This window comes from Alicyclobacillus macrosporangiidus CPP55, from assembly GCF_000702485.1.
Classification (GTDB): domain Bacteria; phylum Bacillota; class Bacilli; order Alicyclobacillales; family Alicyclobacillaceae; genus Alicyclobacillus_H; species Alicyclobacillus_H macrosporangiidus_B.
Genome location: NZ_JNIL01000001.1, coordinates 2,625,610 through 2,640,860 on the forward strand (window position 1 = coordinate 2,625,610; position 15,251 = coordinate 2,640,860).

Sequence of the window (15,251 nt, forward strand, 5' to 3'; positions counted from 1 at the left end):
ATTGAAAGCGCTTTAGCTATGGAACCGGGCGCCCGCTCCGGACGGAGGCGAGGCGCGCGGACAACATGGGAGGAGGAATACCGGTGGGTAAAGACGTGGTGTTGGCGGGTGCGGTGCGGACGGCCATCGGCAGTTTTATGGGGAGCTTGGCGCCTCTGCCGGCGACGCAGCTGGGCGCGGTGGTTCTCTCCGCTGCCTTGGAGCGCGCCGGCGTGGAGAAGGAACAGGTCGAGGAGGTCATCTTCGGCAACGTCCTGCAGGCGGGGCTGGGCCAGAACCCAGCGCGCCAGGCGGCCATCCGGGCGGGCTTGCCGGATACGGTGCCGTCGATGACCATCAACAAGGTGTGCGGATCGGGCTTGAAGTCCGTCATGCTCGCCGCGCAGGCCATCCGGGCGGGGGACAACGAGCTCATCGTCGCCGGTGGCATGGAGAGTATGTCGGGTGCCCCGTACCTGCTCGAGGGGGCGCGCCAGGGCTATCGCATGGGCGATCAAAAGGTCGTCGACAGCATGATCCGCGACGGGCTGTGGTGCGCGTTCTGCGATGTGCACATGGGCATCACGGCTGAGAACATCGCCGAGCGGCATGGCATCTCGCGCGAAGAACAGGACGAGTTCGCCGCCTGGAGCCAGCAGAAGGCAGCGGCCGCCATCGCTTCCGGCCGGTTCCGGGACGAGATCGTGCCCGTCCAGGTGCCGCAGCGCAAGGGCGATCCGCTGGTCTTCGACACGGATGAGTTCCCGCGCGCGGGGACCACGGTCGAAGCGCTGGCGAAGCTGCGGCCGGCCTTCAAGAAGGACGGCACCGTGACGGCCGGGAACGCCTCCGGCATCAATGACGGCGCCGCCGCGGTGGTGGTGGCGAGCGCTGAGCGGGCAGAGGCGTTGGGCATCCGGCCGATGGCGCGGATCGTCAGCTACGCCAGCGCCGGATTGGACCCGGCGGTGATGGGCCTGGGGCCGATTGATGCGACCCGGAAGGCCCTGGAGAAAGCCGGGCTCACCGTCGACGACATGGATCTCATCGAAGCCAACGAAGCGTTCGCCGCCCAGTCGTTGGCGGTGGCGAAGGCGCTCGGATTCCATCGCGAGAAGGTGAACGTCAACGGAGGGGCCATCGCGCTCGGGCATCCCATCGGAGCGAGCGGCACGCGGATTCTCGTGACCCTCCTGCACGAACTGCAAAAGCGCCAGGGGCGCTACGGGCTGGCCACCCTGTGCATCGGTGGCGGCCAAGGCGTCGCGATGGTGGTGGAGCGCATCTGACGGTTACGGGTGTCGCGCTCCGCTTTCTGCGCTAAAGCGAGCCGCTTCGCGCGACACCCGTAACCCCGGGTTGAACGGAGTGGATGCGCCGGCATCCCTCCGTTCCTTCTATAATAAAGAATAGCGATACGAATGATTAACAAAGTAAAGTGTAGACCAAATTATGAACGTGGCCCCGAAGGGCAAGGGGTAGGGCGTCCGCGGAGGCTGCCGTTCATTGACAATAAATTTTCACTTAGGGTACTATAGGCGAGGGTTGCGGCTTGTCGCCGATCCTGGCCCGTGATACAGAGCGCTTCTGGCGGCGCGAGACGGGCGGTGCGGCAGCCGGGCGATGCGGGCCAAGCGCCTCCCGCCACGGTGTACGTGGCTGCAGGCCGGCCACAGACACCAGCACCTCATTGGCCAGCCAGAATCCCTCCAATCTTTCGCCGGGCGGGTGAAGTCGGATAGAAAACAACGAAAAGGAGTCCAAGGACTCAGGGGCACAGAGCGCTGTGAAAACGTATGCAGTTCTGTTGTCCCTGATGCTGCAATTGGCGACCTGCACGGTTGTTTTCGGGTACCTCGGCCACCTGCTCGCGCAAAAATGGCATCACCCGTTTGTCACGCTCGTCGGGATCCTCGTGGGCCTCGGCGTCGGCATGTCCGGGTTTGCATTCCTGGCGAATCATCTGCTGAGGAGATGAGCCGTGAAAGACGACGTGCAACGTCTGCAGGCGCGGTTGCGCGCCATCCAATGGGCAGGTCTGGCGATCATGGGGCTTACCGTGATCGCGCGTTTTGTGTTGCCTTGGCACGACGTGACGAACGGGTTGCTGATTGGAGAGGTGGGCGGCGCGGGGGCGGTCTGGAGCATGATCCGCCAAGGCCACCTGCACGACGGCCGCCAAGGGGCCGCGTTGATGGTGTCCGGCATCGTCGGCTACTTCATCCGCATGTTGCTGTTGGTTGCCGTCATCGTGATCGCCATCAAGCTTCCGCACGTCCACGTGCTGGCGGCGCTCGTGGGATACTTGCTCGGGTTCGCGCTGGTCGTCGCCGGGCTGTACCGCTTCGAGTACCAAGCCGGCGGCCGCTGAAACCGGGCAGGGCGATTTTGCAAGGAAAGTAGGTGAGAAGGTGCCAAAACACCCCATGCTGTTCGCCGACCACTGGTACAAGATCGACCTGGTCACGGTGTTCTGGACCCTGGTGGTCGGGGCGCTGGTGGCGATTGTGCTGGGCGTGGTGGCGCGGCGGCTGGACATGCGCAGCCCGCGCGGGTTGCAGAACGTGATGGAGTGGGCCATTGAGTTCACGCGCAGCATGGCGCGCGACACGATGCCGTCCGAGCAGGGCGTGAATTTCGTCCTTCCGTTCGCCTTCGTGACGCTCGTGTACCTGTTCGTCGCCAACTGGTTGGGCCTCATCGTCACCATCGAGTTCGAGCCCGGGCGCGACATCCCGGTGCTGCACATGGCGGAGCACGTCAAGTACTCCCTGAACAACTCGCCCACCGAGAACATGAACATGACGCTCGGCTTGGCCATCCTCGTCTGGTTGGTCAGCCACGGCTACGGTCTGCGCCATCCGCTGCGGTGGCTGAAGCAGTACCGCAACCCGATGGCCATCATCGACGAAGTGACCAACCCGTTGACGCACGGCATGCGACTGTTCGGCAACATCCTGGCCGGCGAGGTGCTGATTGAAGCCATCCTCAAGATGCCGATGTTGTTCGGGTGGGTTCCGACCGGGTTGCCACTGCTCATCATCTGGTTGCTCTACAGTATGTTCGTGAGCACCATCCAGGCGTACATCTTCGCCCTGCTGCTGACGCTCTACATCGGGCACAAGGATTTCAGCGTCGCGCACCACTGAGCCGGGACCGGTACCCGCGCGGCATGCGGGCGCCAAGGGGGCGCCGCGAGGCGCGGGGTTGGGACGGGCCCTCTGTTTCGGGAGGCCGGTTGGGGCGTGCGGAATTCACTTCTTTCGAGTTCATGAAGGAGGCTTGTCATTCATGGAACAACAACTGCACCTGATCGCTGCTGCGCTGCTGCTCGGATTCGCCACGGTGGGCTCCGGTGTGGGCAACGGCGTCCTGTTCAGCAAGTTCGTCGAAGGCGTCTCCCGTCAACCTGAAGCGCGCGGCACCCTGCTCGGCAGCGCCATGATCGGTTTGGCGTTCGTTGAGGCGTTCCCTGCGATTTTGCTCGCCCTCGGTTTGATGACGTTCTTCAGCTGATGTTCGGCGGACTCAAACGAGGGGGGTGGAGCGAGTGTCCATCATCGAACCAGGCACGATGATTGTGTCGTTGCTTGGCTTTCTCATCAGCTTCTGGATTGTGAAGAGGGTGGCGTTCCAGCCGCTCGCCAACATGATGGAGCAGCGCCGGAAGCACATCGAGGATCAGATTCAATCCGCAGAGCGGGACCGCGCCGAGGCGGAGCGGCTGTTGGCTGAACAGCGGCGCCTGCTGGAGCAGACCCGCAATGAGGTGCGCGACATGCTGGATCAGGCACGCGCGCGCGCGGACGAACAGGCGCGGCAGATCGTCGAGGAAGCGCGTGCGGAAGCGGATCGCCTCATTGCAGAGGGCCGTCAGTTGATAGAACGCGAGCGGGCCGAGGCGCTGGCCGGCGCCATGCAGACCCTGTCCGAACTGACGGTCGAGCTGACGACCAAGCTCCTGCGCGGCCACGTGTCGGAGAGCGCGCATCGTGAGATGGTCGCCGAGGCCGAGAAGCACCTCGAGGAGCTGGTCTCATGAGCACCGTGGTCGCTCGCCGGTACACGCGCGGCCTGTTCTCGTACGCCAGCGAGCACGGGTTGGTTCAGGACGCCGACCGCGGATTGAACGCGGTGGCCGAAGCCCTGCGCCAAGCGCCGAAGTTCAAGGCGCTGCTCGAGCATCCGCTCATCTCCGCAGAAGAGAAAGTGGCGATGGTTGAGAAGGTCTTCGGCCAGGCGGTGCATCCACTGGTCGTCCGCTTCCTGAACCTGCTCATCCAACGCGGCCGCGCGGACCAGGTGTTGGCCGTCGCGGAGTCATTCCATGCCCTCGCCGAGGAGGCCGAAGGCGTGCTTTCGGTCGGCGTGGAGACGGCGTTTCCTCTGCAGGAGAGTGAAGTGGCGGAGTTGGAGAGGCGCCTGGGCGCTGCACTGAACAAGCGTGTGCGCGCCGTCGTGAACGTGAACCAGGACTTGCTGGCCGGGCTGCGGATCCATGTCGGTCACCGGGTGATTGACGCGTCGTTGGTGGGCGCCGTCGGGCAGTTCGCGCGGGAATTGGCCGAACGCAGCGCGCGGCGGGGCGCCTGATGGCCGCGTCCTGAAGGAGGAGGGAACCCTTTGAGCATTCGACCTGACGAAATCAGTGCTCTGATAAAGCAACAGATTGAGCAGTTCGAAGCGCAGGTGCAGGTCTACGACACGGGCATCGTGCTGCAGGTCGGCGACGGCATCGCGCGCATCCACGGGCTGGACAACGTCATGGCGGGCGAGCTGGTGGAATTCAGCAATGGCGTGTTCGGCATCGCGTTCAACCTGGAAGAGGACAACGTGGGCGTCATCGTCCTCGGATCGGTCACCGGTATCCAGGAGGGCGACCAGGTCAAGCGAACCGGGCGCATCGCCAACGTTCCGGTGGGCGAGGCGCTGCTCGGGCGCGTCGTCAACCCGCTCGGACAGCCGCTCGACAACCGCGGTCCCATCGAGGCGGCGGCGTTCCGGCCGATTGAGTCGCCCGCGCCGGGCGTCATCGTCCGCAAGTCGGTGCACGAGCCGATGCAGACGGGCATCAAAGCCATCGACGCCATGATCCCGATCGGCCGCGGACAACGCGAGTTGATCATCGGCGATCGCCAGACCGGTAAGACGGCCATCGCGATCGACACCATTATCAACCAGAAGAATACGGGCGTGAAGTGCATCTACGTCGCCATCGGCCAAAAGCAGTCCACCGTCGCCCGCGTGGTGGAGACCCTGCGCCGGTACGGGGCGCTGGAGTACACCATCGTGGTCGCCGCGAACGCGTCCGACCCGGCGCCGCTGTTGTACCTGGCGCCGTATGCCGGGTGCGCGATGGGCGAGTACTTCATGTACAAAGGCGAGCATGCGCTGGTGATCTACGACGACCTGTCGAAGCAGGCCGCAGCGTACCGCGAGATGTCCTTGCTGCTGCGCCGTCCGCCGGGCCGCGAGGCGTATCCGGGCGACGTGTTCTACCTGCACTCCCGCCTGCTGGAGCGGGCCGCGAAGCTGAACGAAGCCAACGGCGGCGGGTCGCTGACGGCCCTGCCGTTCATCGAGACACAGGCCGGCGACGTGTCGGCGTACATCCCGACCAACGTGATCTCCATCACCGACGGCCAGATCTTCCTGGAGTCCGACCTGTTCTACGCGGGCGTCCGGCCGGCTATCAACGTCGGTATCTCCGTGTCCCGCGTCGGTGGCAACGCGCAGATCAAGGCGATGAAAAAGGTCGCCGGTACCCTGCGCCTCGATCTCGCGCAGTATCGCGAACTGCAGGCGTTCGCCCAGTTCGGTTCCGACCTGGACAAGGCCACCCAGGCCCGTCTGGCTCGCGGCGAGCGCACGGTCGAGATCCTGAAGCAGGCGCAGTACCAGCCGATGCCGGTCGAGAAGCAGGTGGTCTCCATTTGGGCGGTCGTCAACGGGTATGTGGACGATCTCCCGGTCTCTGCGGTGCGCCGCTTCGAAGAGGAGTGGCTCGCGTTCGTCGGATCCCAGTATCCGCAGATCTACGAGAACATCGTGTCGACGGGCGATCTCAAAGACGATACGATCGCGCTGTTGAAAGAGGCCGTGGCGAAGTTCAAGCAGACCTTCGTCGCCTGATCCATCCGCCCGGCCCGCGGGCCCCGTTTCCCAACGGGGCGGCGCGGCGGCTTGGCAAGCAAAGGTGGTGAATGCAGTGCCCCAAAACGTCAGAGACATCCGGCGCCGGATCAACAGCATTCGCAACACCGCCAAGATCACCAAGGCGATGGAGATGGTGTCGGCCGCCAAACTGCGGCGCGTGCAAGAGGCGGTGCAGCAGTCGAAGCCGTATCTGGCGAAGATGCAGAACATGCTCGTGGGCGTGTCCCGATCGGCCCGCTGGATCAAGCACCCGCTCCTGGCGGAGCGCGAGGTGCGGCGCACCGGCTATCTGGTGATCACGGCCGACCGCGGCTTGGCCGGTCCCTACAACGCCCAGGTCATCCGCGCGGTGTTGCAGGAAGTCCGCCGGCGGGACAAGTCGACCTACACCATCTTCGCCATCGGGCGGCGCGGCCGCGACTTCTTCCGCAAGCACGGGTACCCGGTCGGGGGCGAGGTGACGGGGTTGGCCGATTCTCCGACGTACGAAAGTGTGCGCGGCCTGGCCGAACGCGTCGTGGAGGCGTACGGCAATGAGGAGTTCGATGAACTGTACTTCGTGTACAACGAGTTCATCAACCCCATCGTGCAACGGCCTGTGGTCAAGAAGGTGTTGCCGCTGACCGAGGTCGCGGGAGAAGAGCAGGTGAGCGGCCAGTACCTGTTCGAGCCCGACGCGGAGACGGTGCTGGCGGAGCTGTTGCCGCGTTTCGCCGAGACGCTGGTCTACCAGGCGGTGCTCGACGCCAAGGCGAGCGAGCACGGCGCCCGCATGACCGCGATGGGCAACGCGACGGACGCCGCGCAGGAGATGATTGAGTCGCTCACGCTCAGCCTCAACCGGGCTCGTCAGGCGGCCATCACGACGCAGATCGTCGAGGTCGTGAGCGGCGCCGAGGCGTTGAAATAGCACGGCCGAGAGGCCTCGGTATAGAAGCGCCGGCCTGCGGCCAGTTCCGCGGCCGGGTGCGCGAGGGAGGGAACGAATTGAACAAGGGACAGGTTGTTTCTGTCATGGGACCTGTCGTGGACGTGCGCTTCCCGGAAGGGCAGCTGCCGGCCATCTACCACGCCCTGCGGATCGACCAAGAGAGTGAGGTGCCGGTCCACCTGACGCTGGAAGTGGCCCTGCACCTGGGGGACAACGTGGTGCGTACGGTGGCCATGTCTTCCACGGACGGCGTGGTCCGCGGCATGGAAGTCGTGAACACCGGGCGGCCCATTTCCGTTCCGGTCGGCCCGGCGACGCTCGGGCGCATTCTCAACGTGCTCGGCGAGACGATTGACGAGCAGGGCCCGATCGACACGGACCAGCTGTGGGCCATTCACCGCGACGCGCCGGAGTTCAGCCAGCTGAGCACGACGGTCGAGATCTTCGAGACGGGCATCAAGGTCATCGACCTGCTCGCCCCGTACGTCAAGGGCGGCAAGATCGGCCTGTTCGGCGGCGCCGGCGTGGGCAAGACGGTGTTGATCCAGGAGCTCATCCACAACATCGCCAAAGAGCACGGTGGTTACTCGGTCTTCGCCGGCGTCGGCGAGCGCACGCGCGAAGGCAACGACCTGTATCACGAGATGAAGGATTCGGGCGTCATCGACAAGACGGTGATGGTGTTCGGCCAGATGAACGAGCCGCCGGGTGCGCGTCTGCGCGTGGCGCTGGCTGGCCTGACGATGGCGGAGTACTTCCGCGACGTGGAGCACCGTGACGTGCTGTTCTTCGTCGACAACATCTTCCGCTTCACTCAGGCCGGATCCGAGGTGTCCGCCCTGCTCGGCCGCATGCCGTCCGCCGTGGGTTACCAACCGACCCTGGCGACGGAGATGGGTCAGCTGCAGGAGCGCATCGCCTCGACGGTCAACGGATCGATCACGTCGATTCAAGCCATTTACGTGCCGGCCGACGACTACACCGACCCGGCTCCGGCGAACACATTCGCGCACCTGGACGCGACGACGAACCTGGAGCGGCGCATCGCCGAGATGGGTCTGTATCCGGCTGTCGATCCGCTGGCGTCCACGTCCCGCGCGCTCACGCCGGAGATCGTCGGCGAGGAGCACTACCAGGTGGCCCGCGGCGTGCAGCAGGTGTTGCAGCGTTACCGCGAGCTGCAGGACATCATCGCCATCCTCGGCATGGACGAGTTGAGCGACGAGGACAAGACCATTGTGGCGCGTGCCCGCAAGATCCAAAACTTCCTGTCCCAGCCGAACTTCGTGGCGGAGGCGTTCACAGGTCTCCCCGGGAAATACGTGCCGGTCAAGGACACGGTGCGCTCGTTCAAGGAGATTTTGGAAGGTAAGCACGACGACATCCCGGAGACCTACTTCCGGTACAAGGGCGCCATCGAAGAGGTCGTCGAGGCGGCCCAGAAGGACGGCATCCAGGTCGGCTAATGGCCCTCTGAGGGTGCAGGCAGCCAATAGCCGCCTTGTGCTTGGGCTGTTGAGGGAGGAGGGGTTCGCGATGAAGCATCGCTTCAGCGCCGCTGAAGAGCGAACCCCTCCTCCCGCCAGGAGGTGAAAGCATTTGAGTAGTGTGCTGTTTGAAGTGGTGACGCCGGAGCGCACTGTGCTGTCCGAGCAGGTCCAAATGGTTTCGGTCCGGACGGGCGGCGGCGAACTGGGCATCCTGCCGAGGCACGCACCGCTTGCGGCCACGGTCAAGCCGTGCGTCGTCCGGGTGAAGCTCGAGGAAGGCGAGGATTATGTCCACGTCAGCGGTGGATTCCTCGAGGTGTTGCCGGATCGCGTGACCATCCTGGCGAAGGCGGCGGAGACGGCGGAGGACATCGACGTGGAGCGCGCCCAGCGCGCGAAGGAACGGGCGGAGCAGCGGCTGGCGCAGCGCACGGAGGACATCGACGTCCGCCGGGCCGAGGCAGCCTTGATGCGGGCACTGCATCGGTTGGAAGTCGTGGAGCGCTCCGATCGCGCGGGTCGTCTCCTCGAACGCCGCCGGCGGAGTTCCTGAACGGCCGGACGGCAGCGCGGATGAGGCCTACGAGGGCGGGATTCGGACCAGGTCCGGATGCCGCCCTCGATGATTTTCCGGGGGGCTTAGCCGGGGGGGCTTGTCCGGGTGGGCGAGCCACGCCCGTCCTCCTGTTTGCTGCATGTGGCGGGCCGCGCGGGGCGCCGGCGGGACCATGGTCAAGGCGACTGTGTACGATTTTTACTTATTCCACCCGCATCGTGAGGGAATAGCAACCGATTCGTATTTATGCGCGCGGCTCGGGGTACTCGTAGCAACGGTTTTGGATTTATCCGGGTCCGCCGGAACCATGGTGGGTCTCGATAAGTTAAGTCCTGCATCTTATCTGATGATCCTCGACCCGAGATAACATGAAAGTGCTTTTATTGATCCGCTGCCGTACATCGATAACGTCAAAAATGTTGTTTCCGGCCGTCCCCTTGTGACCCGACGGGCGCCACCGTGTTTTGTCCCCCTCTCGGATGACGCACAGCCGTACACCGGGCGCGCCATACACCTCCCGTTGGGCATGGCATGTGAATCTCGCACCGTCCTGGGCACGCCCCGCTCGGCGAGGATCACGAAACCCCTGTGTCCCGTTCCCGCCCTGCCTGGAGAAGGTGACGTCCTGTCGTCTCCCGGTACCTGCCCCTGAAATTAGTCCCTTCAGACTACGCGACGTCCCGACACTGCTGACTCAAACAGGTGTTTTACACCCAAAATAGCGTCTGTTATAATGTTCAAGGTCAAAAATTCCGCGTCGTATCGCCAACTTCTGACCCGTTGCACGTAACCGCGAGGGGCTCTGGTGGGTGATCCGGCGCCAGGTCCGCCTGGGGGGAACGCCATGTTCCAATACTGGAACGGGTACCTGTTTGTGGCCTTGTTTATCGTCCTCGGCATTTTGTTGCCCGTCGCCTCCCTGTGGGTCATTGGCCCGCTGTTGCGGCCAAATCATCCCACCCAGGGCAAGCGATCGACCTATGAGAGTGGTCTCGAACCGTTCGGAGACGCGCGCGTGCGGTACAACGCAAGATACTACCTGTTCGCGTTGCTGTTCGTGGTCTTCGACGTCGAGACCTTGTTTCTGTATCCGTGGGCGGTGAGCTTCAAGAAGCTCGGCCTGTTCGCGTTGGTGGAAATGCTCATCTTCCTCTTCCTGCTCGTGATTGGGCTGGTGTACGCCTGGAGAAAGAAGGTGCTGGAATGGACCTGAGCCGCGCTGCGCAACTGCCGGTGCTGGAATATGAAGGTCTGACGCCGGAAGAGAACGCCGAATTGAGGCGCGCGGGCGTCATGCTCAATTCCCTGGAGCAGCTCAAGGCGTGGGCGCGGAGCAACAGCCTGTGGCCTCTGACCTTCGGCCTCGCGTGCTGCGCCATCGAGATGATGGGAACCGGTGCCGCGCACTACGATCTCGATCGCTTCGGGATCATCTTCCGCGCTTCCCCTCGCCAGGCCGACGTGATGATTGTGGCTGGCACCGTGACGAAGAAGATGGCCCCGTTGCTGCGCAAATTGTACGATCAGATGGCCGAACCCAAGTGGGTCGTCTCCATGGGTGTGTGTGCCACCGCGGGCGGGCCGTACGTGCGCAGCTATTCCGTCTTGAAAGGGGTCGATCAGGTCGTCCCCGTCGACGTCTACATCCCGGGTTGCCCTCCTTCTCCGCCTGCTCTGATCTACGGCCTCAACCTGCTGCAGGAGAAGATCCGCAACGAGGCCAGAGGAAGGAAGGTGGCCAGAGCGTGAGCGAAGAGGGACGCAAACCCGAAGAGACACAAGAGAAACCTGCAACCGTTTCCACGCCGGAGCAACCTGACCGTGTGCCTGCGGCTGCGGATGCATCCGAGAAGCCTGCGGCGACGGAAGGCGCTGAGAAGCCTGCGGCAAAGGAAGCCGACGAGAAGCTGGCCGCAAAGGAAGGTACCGAGAAACCGGCCGCGACGGAAGGCGCTGAGAAGCCGGTCGTGAAGCCGGCTGCCCGCCCGGCCGCGGCGGGTGCAGGCGCCGCGGCGAAAAAGGCCCCGCCGCCGCCCGATCCCCGGGTGGAAGCCGCCAAGGCGAAAGCCGAACAGGTCAAGGCGGCCATCGTGGCGCAGCTGGGCGAGGACGCGGTGGAGGAGGTGGGGGCCGCGCACTTCGTGCCGATGCTGGTGATCCGCAAACAGGACTGGCCGGCGGCGGTCGATTTGCTGCGCACCCACCCGGATTGGCGGACCAACTACCTCGAATTCATGGCGGGAACCGACTACAAGGACAAGGGCTACATCGAGGTCGTCATCTACCTCCAGTCGACCGAGCTGGGTCACTTCATCTGTCTGAAGACCCGGACCGATCGGGACCAGGCGGAGATCCCCTCCTTGTTCTCCGTGTTCCCCGGCGTCAACTGGGAGGAACGGGAGATCTACGACCTGCTCGGGGTCACTTTCACCGGCCACCCGGACCTGCGGCGCATCATGATGTGGGACGACTTCAAAGGTCACCCGTTACGCAAGGACTACAACGAGTGGGACGAGCGAAACGCTTGACCGAACGCTGACGCTTCGGTGCAAGCGCTGTGAAAGCGAGGGGACAAGATGTCGCTCATCGACGAGAAAGACCAGGTGCGCACCGAGGAGATGCTGCTCAACGTCGGCCCGCAGCATCCGAGCACGCACGGCGTGTTCCGGTTGGTGGTCAAGATCAGCGGTGAGACCATCATCGACGCCGAGCCGGTGATCGGGTACCTGCACCGGGGGACGGAGAAGCTCGCCGAGGACCTGCAGTACACGCAGATCATCCCGTACACCGACCGGCTCGACTACCTTGCGGCGATGCTCAACAACTACGCGCTCTGCCACACCGTGGAGGAGGCGCTGGGGCTCGAGATTCCGGAGCGGGCGGAGTACCTCCGCGTGATCGTGATGGAGCTCAACCGCATCGCGTCGCACCTTTTGTTCATCGGCACCTACCTGCTGGACCTGGGGGCCATGAGCCCGTTCCTGTACGTATTCGCGGAGCGCGAGCGGATCGTCCAGATGTTCAACGAGCTCTGCGGCGCCCGGCTCACCTACAACTACATGCGCATCGGCGGTGTCAAGTGGGACGCCCCGCCCGGGTGGCTGGACAAGGTGCGGGCGTTCGTGCCGCACATGCGCGAGCAGCTGAAGATGTACGACGACCTCATCACCGGCAACGAGATCTTCCTCAACCGTGTCCGCGGCATCGGCGTCTACGACACGGAGACGGCCTTGGCGTACGGGATGAGCGGGATCAACCTGCGATCCACCGGCTTCGAATGGGACCTGCGGCGCAAGAAGCCGTACAGCATCTACGATCGCTTCGACTTCGAGGTCCCGGTGGGCAAGAACGGAGACTGCTTCGACCGCTACTACCTCCACCTGCTCGAGATGCGCGAATCGCTCAAGATCGTCGAACAGGCGCTGGACCAGATCCCGGAGTCGGGCCCTGTGCTCGGGAAGGTGCCGAAGCTGATCCGCGTCCCCGCTGGGGAGTACTACAGCGGAATTGAAGGAGCGCGCGGCGAGCTCGGGTTCTACATCGTCAGCGACGGCAAAGACAAGCCGTACCGAATGAAGATCCGCAAGCCGTCGTTCTTGAACCTGCAGTTGCTGCCGAAGCTCCTGCGCGGCCAGAGTATGGCCAACCTCATCGCGATTCTGGGCGCCGTCGACATTGTGCTCGGGGAGGTGGACGCGTGATGTGGCACTGGGAGGCGAACCCGCTCAACGTTTCCAGCGTGCTTGCCATGATCATCGGGGGCGTGGTCATTCTGCTGCTCACCCTCGGCGTGGTGACCTACTCGATCTTGTGGCAGCGCAAGCTGATCGGCTGGATTCAGTGGCGCATCGGCCCCAACCGCGTCGGCCCGCTCGGCCTGCTGCAGACGGTGGCGGACGTCATCAAGCTGCTGATCAAGGAGGATGTGGTGCCGGCCAAGGCCGATCGGGCGATGTTCCTGCTCGCGCCCATCATCGCGTTCGTGCCGTCATTCACGGTGCTCGCCGCCATCCCGTTCTCGGCGCACCACGTGTTCACGGCGAACATCAGCATCGGCGCCCTCTTCTATGTCGCCCTGTCGGCGATCACGATCCACGGCGTCATGCTCGGCGCCTGGGCGTCGAACAACAAGTATTCGCTCATCGGCGGCATGCGCTCCGCGGCGCAGTTGATCAGCTACGAGATCCCGCTCGGCTTATCCATCGTCGGCGTGGTGCTCATGGCCGGGTCCATCAACCTGAACGACATCGTCGAGGCGCAGGCGAAGTCCGGTTTGTGGTATGTGATCCCGCAGATTCTCGGCTTCATCGTCTTCATGATCGCGTCCACGGCCGAGCTCAGCCGCACACCGTTCGACCTGCCCGAGGCGGAGTCGGAGCTGGTGGCCGGCTACCACACCGAGTACAGCGGCTTCCGCTTCGCCTTTTTCATGTTGACCGAGTACGTGTATCTGTTCGCCATGGCCGGCCTGTTCGCGACCCTGTACCTGGGCGGCTGGAGCGGGCCGCTTCTGCCGGGCTGGCTGTGGTTCGCCATCAAGGCGTTTTTGTACATCAGCTTTCAGTTCTGGCTGCAGGCGACCATGCCGCGTATGCGGGTCGACCAGCTGATGAGCTTCAGCTGGAAGGTGCTGCTGCCGCTCGCGTTGGTCAACATCGTCATCACGGCCGTCGTCAAGGCGTTCGTATGACGCCGCACCTGGGGCGAGGATCGGCCGCCCGCGTGAGACCTGGTGCGATTCCGAAGCTAAGCGGGGTGAGACGAAGATGTTCGGTTTCCTCAAGGGACTGGGCGTGACGCTGCGGCAGCTGCCGAAGAAAAAGGTCACCCTGCAGTACCCGGACGTGCGGCCCGAGTGGCCAGAGCGGTTCCGCGGCGTCCACCGGTTCATTCCAGAACTGTGCATCGTCTGCAACCAGTGCGCGCGCGTCTGCCCGACCAGCTGCATCTCGCTGTCCGGCACGCGCGATGCGAACAAAAAGATGCGGATCGACACGTACGACATCAACTTCGACATCTGCATCCTGTGCGACCTGTGCACCGAGGTGTGCCCGACGGAGGCCGTCCTCATGTCGGACACGTTCGAGCTCGCCACGTACAGCCGCGACAACCTGTACCTCGACATGCACTGGTTGTACAACAACGAGCTGGCGTATGAGCAGCGCCATCCCGATCGCGTTCCGCAGACGGCGGGCGAGGCGAAGGAGGGCGAGGCGTGATGACCTTCTTCCTCAATGCGCCGATGATCGGGTTTTACATCATATCGCTGTTCATCCTCGGATGCGCCGTGATGCTGCTCAGCTTCCAGCGCGTCATCTATATGGCGCTGGCCATCGGCGGGGTGTTCATCGGATGCGCCGCCATCTACATCCTGCTCGGGGCGGATTTCGTCGGTGCAGCCCAGCTGTTGATCTACGCCGGGGCCATCACCATTCTCATCATGTTCGCCATCATGTTGACGAACCACGAGGCGGCCGACCCGCCGCACAAATGGACGGTGCGCAACATCCTGAGCGCCGTGGCGGCGGTGTTGCTCGGCGCGGTCCTGCTGCTCGTCATCCGCTCCACCACTTGGCCGCCGGAGGTGGAAGCGGACGTCAACGGAGGCAACAGCAATCCGGTGGCCGTCGGCTTGGCCTTGTTCCAGAACTACACCGTGCCGTTTGAGCTGGTATCGCTCTTGCTCATCGTCGGCATGGTCGGGGCCGTCATCCTGGCGCGCGAGCGAAAGGAGGACGAGGAGGAATGAGCGGGATGTTTCCGATCCCGACCGGATCGCTGTTGGCTTTGGGCGCCATCCTGTTTTGCATCGGGCTGTACGGGGCGCTGACCAAGCGCAACCTGATCATCGTGCTGGTGTCCATCGAGCTGATGCTGAACGCGGCGAACATCAATTTGGTGACGTTCTCGCGGCTTGGCGTGGCGCCGAACATCAACGGCCAGGTGTTCGCGCTGTTCACCATCACCGTCGCGGCAGCCGAAATCGCGGTCGGCCTGGCCCTGTTGCTCGCCATCTTCCGGGTGCGCAAGACCACGGAGGTCCAGGATCTGGATGTCCACAAGCATTGATCCGTTGCATGGCGCCGCCCCGCTGGGTGCGGACGACCGCGGACAGGACGGCAATTGCTGACAGGAGGGT

General features: G+C 63.9%; 19 protein-coding genes. All 19 read left to right on the forward strand.

All coding sequences use genetic code 11. The annotated features are described in order from the left end of the window. The first annotated feature begins 83 nt into the window (after positions 1-83). A complete protein-coding gene (locus tag N687_RS0113155) occupies positions 84-1,268 on the forward strand; it encodes an acetyl-CoA C-acetyltransferase (protein ID WP_156040148.1) in 1,185 nt (394 codons plus the stop codon). Between the two features lie 497 nt (positions 1,269-1,765). Beyond that, positions 1,766-1,957 carry an AtpZ/AtpI family protein gene (locus tag N687_RS0113160; RefSeq protein ID WP_051663231.1) on the forward strand — a complete coding sequence of 64 codons (192 nt, stop codon included), beginning with the start codon at positions 1,766-1,768 and terminating at the stop codon, positions 1,955-1,957. Between the two features lie 3 nt (positions 1,958-1,960). Continuing rightward, positions 1,961-2,350 (forward strand): ATP synthase subunit I, encoded by a 390-nt coding sequence (locus tag N687_RS0113165; protein WP_231493475.1) that lies wholly within the window; start codon positions 1,961-1,963, stop codon positions 2,348-2,350. A 40-nt stretch (positions 2,351-2,390) separates the two neighbouring features. Further along, positions 2,391-3,128, forward strand: coding sequence for a F0F1 ATP synthase subunit A (atpB, locus tag N687_RS0113170; RefSeq protein ID WP_029422290.1), 738 nt, complete (start codon positions 2,391-2,393; stop codon positions 3,126-3,128). A 154-nt stretch (positions 3,129-3,282) separates the two neighbouring features. Further along, complete coding sequence (gene atpE, locus N687_RS0113175) at positions 3,283-3,495, forward strand: ATP synthase F0 subunit C (RefSeq protein ID WP_029422291.1); 213 nt, start codon at positions 3,283-3,285, stop codon at positions 3,493-3,495. 34 nt (positions 3,496-3,529) lie between these two features. Then, entirely contained in the window at positions 3,530-4,021 is a 492-nt protein-coding gene (atpF, locus tag N687_RS0113180) for a F0F1 ATP synthase subunit B (RefSeq protein WP_029422292.1), read from the forward strand. Further along, on the forward strand, positions 4,018-4,572 hold the full coding sequence (gene atpH, locus N687_RS0113185; protein WP_029422293.1) for an ATP synthase F1 subunit delta: 555 nt from the start codon (positions 4,018-4,020) through the stop codon (positions 4,570-4,572). The genes atpF and atpH overlap by 4 nt, the downstream gene beginning before the upstream one ends. A 30-nt stretch (positions 4,573-4,602) precedes the next feature. Next, a complete protein-coding gene (gene atpA / locus N687_RS0113190) occupies positions 4,603-6,111 on the forward strand; it encodes a F0F1 ATP synthase subunit alpha (RefSeq protein WP_029422294.1) in 1,509 nt (502 codons plus the stop codon). Between the two features lie 76 nt (positions 6,112-6,187). Beyond that, the gene (gene atpG, locus N687_RS0113195; protein ID WP_029422295.1) at positions 6,188-7,045 is read left to right on the forward strand and encodes an ATP synthase F1 subunit gamma; all 858 of its coding nucleotides are present in this window, start codon (positions 6,188-6,190) and stop codon (positions 7,043-7,045) included. Between the two features lie 77 nt (positions 7,046-7,122). Further along, positions 7,123-8,532 (forward strand): F0F1 ATP synthase subunit beta, encoded by a 1,410-nt coding sequence (gene atpD / locus N687_RS0113200; protein WP_029422296.1) that lies wholly within the window; start codon positions 7,123-7,125, stop codon positions 8,530-8,532. 133 nt (positions 8,533-8,665) lie between these two features. After that, on the forward strand, positions 8,666-9,109 hold the full coding sequence (locus N687_RS0113205) for a F0F1 ATP synthase subunit epsilon (RefSeq protein ID WP_051663233.1): 444 nt from the start codon (positions 8,666-8,668) through the stop codon (positions 9,107-9,109). 847 nt (positions 9,110-9,956) lie between these two features. Then, on the forward strand, positions 9,957-10,325 hold the full coding sequence (locus tag N687_RS0113210) for an NADH-quinone oxidoreductase subunit A (RefSeq protein ID WP_029422298.1): 369 nt from the start codon (positions 9,957-9,959) through the stop codon (positions 10,323-10,325). Next, positions 10,316-10,861 (forward strand): NuoB/complex I 20 kDa subunit family protein, encoded by a 546-nt coding sequence (locus N687_RS0113215; protein WP_197029284.1) that lies wholly within the window; start codon positions 10,316-10,318, stop codon positions 10,859-10,861. Before N687_RS0113210 ends, N687_RS0113215 begins: the two co-directional genes overlap by 10 nt. Then, positions 10,858-11,640 (forward strand): NADH-quinone oxidoreductase subunit C, encoded by a 783-nt coding sequence (locus N687_RS0113220; protein WP_051663234.1) that lies wholly within the window; start codon positions 10,858-10,860, stop codon positions 11,638-11,640. Before N687_RS0113215 ends, N687_RS0113220 begins: the two co-directional genes overlap by 4 nt. Before the next feature lie 48 nt (positions 11,641-11,688). Beyond that, positions 11,689-12,813: an NADH-quinone oxidoreductase subunit D gene (locus tag N687_RS0113225; protein WP_029422301.1), complete on the forward strand. Its 1,125-nt coding sequence runs from the start codon at positions 11,689-11,691 to the stop codon at positions 12,811-12,813. Next, a complete protein-coding gene (gene nuoH / locus N687_RS0113230) occupies positions 12,813-13,802 on the forward strand; it encodes an NADH-quinone oxidoreductase subunit NuoH (protein WP_029422302.1) in 990 nt (329 codons plus the stop codon). Before N687_RS0113225 ends, nuoH begins: the two co-directional genes overlap by 1 nt. 76 nt (positions 13,803-13,878) lie before the next feature. Further along, entirely contained in the window at positions 13,879-14,331 is a 453-nt protein-coding gene (locus tag N687_RS0113235) for a NuoI/complex I 23 kDa subunit family protein (RefSeq protein WP_029422303.1), read from the forward strand. Beyond that, positions 14,331-14,861: an NADH-quinone oxidoreductase subunit J gene (locus N687_RS0113240; RefSeq protein WP_029422304.1), complete on the forward strand. Its 531-nt coding sequence runs from the start codon at positions 14,331-14,333 to the stop codon at positions 14,859-14,861. Before N687_RS0113235 ends, N687_RS0113240 begins: the two co-directional genes overlap by 1 nt. Before the next feature lie 5 nt (positions 14,862-14,866). After that, the gene (nuoK, locus tag N687_RS0113245; protein ID WP_029422305.1) at positions 14,867-15,181 is read left to right on the forward strand and encodes an NADH-quinone oxidoreductase subunit NuoK; all 315 of its coding nucleotides are present in this window, start codon (positions 14,867-14,869) and stop codon (positions 15,179-15,181) included. Positions 15,182-15,251 lie beyond the last annotated feature (70 nt).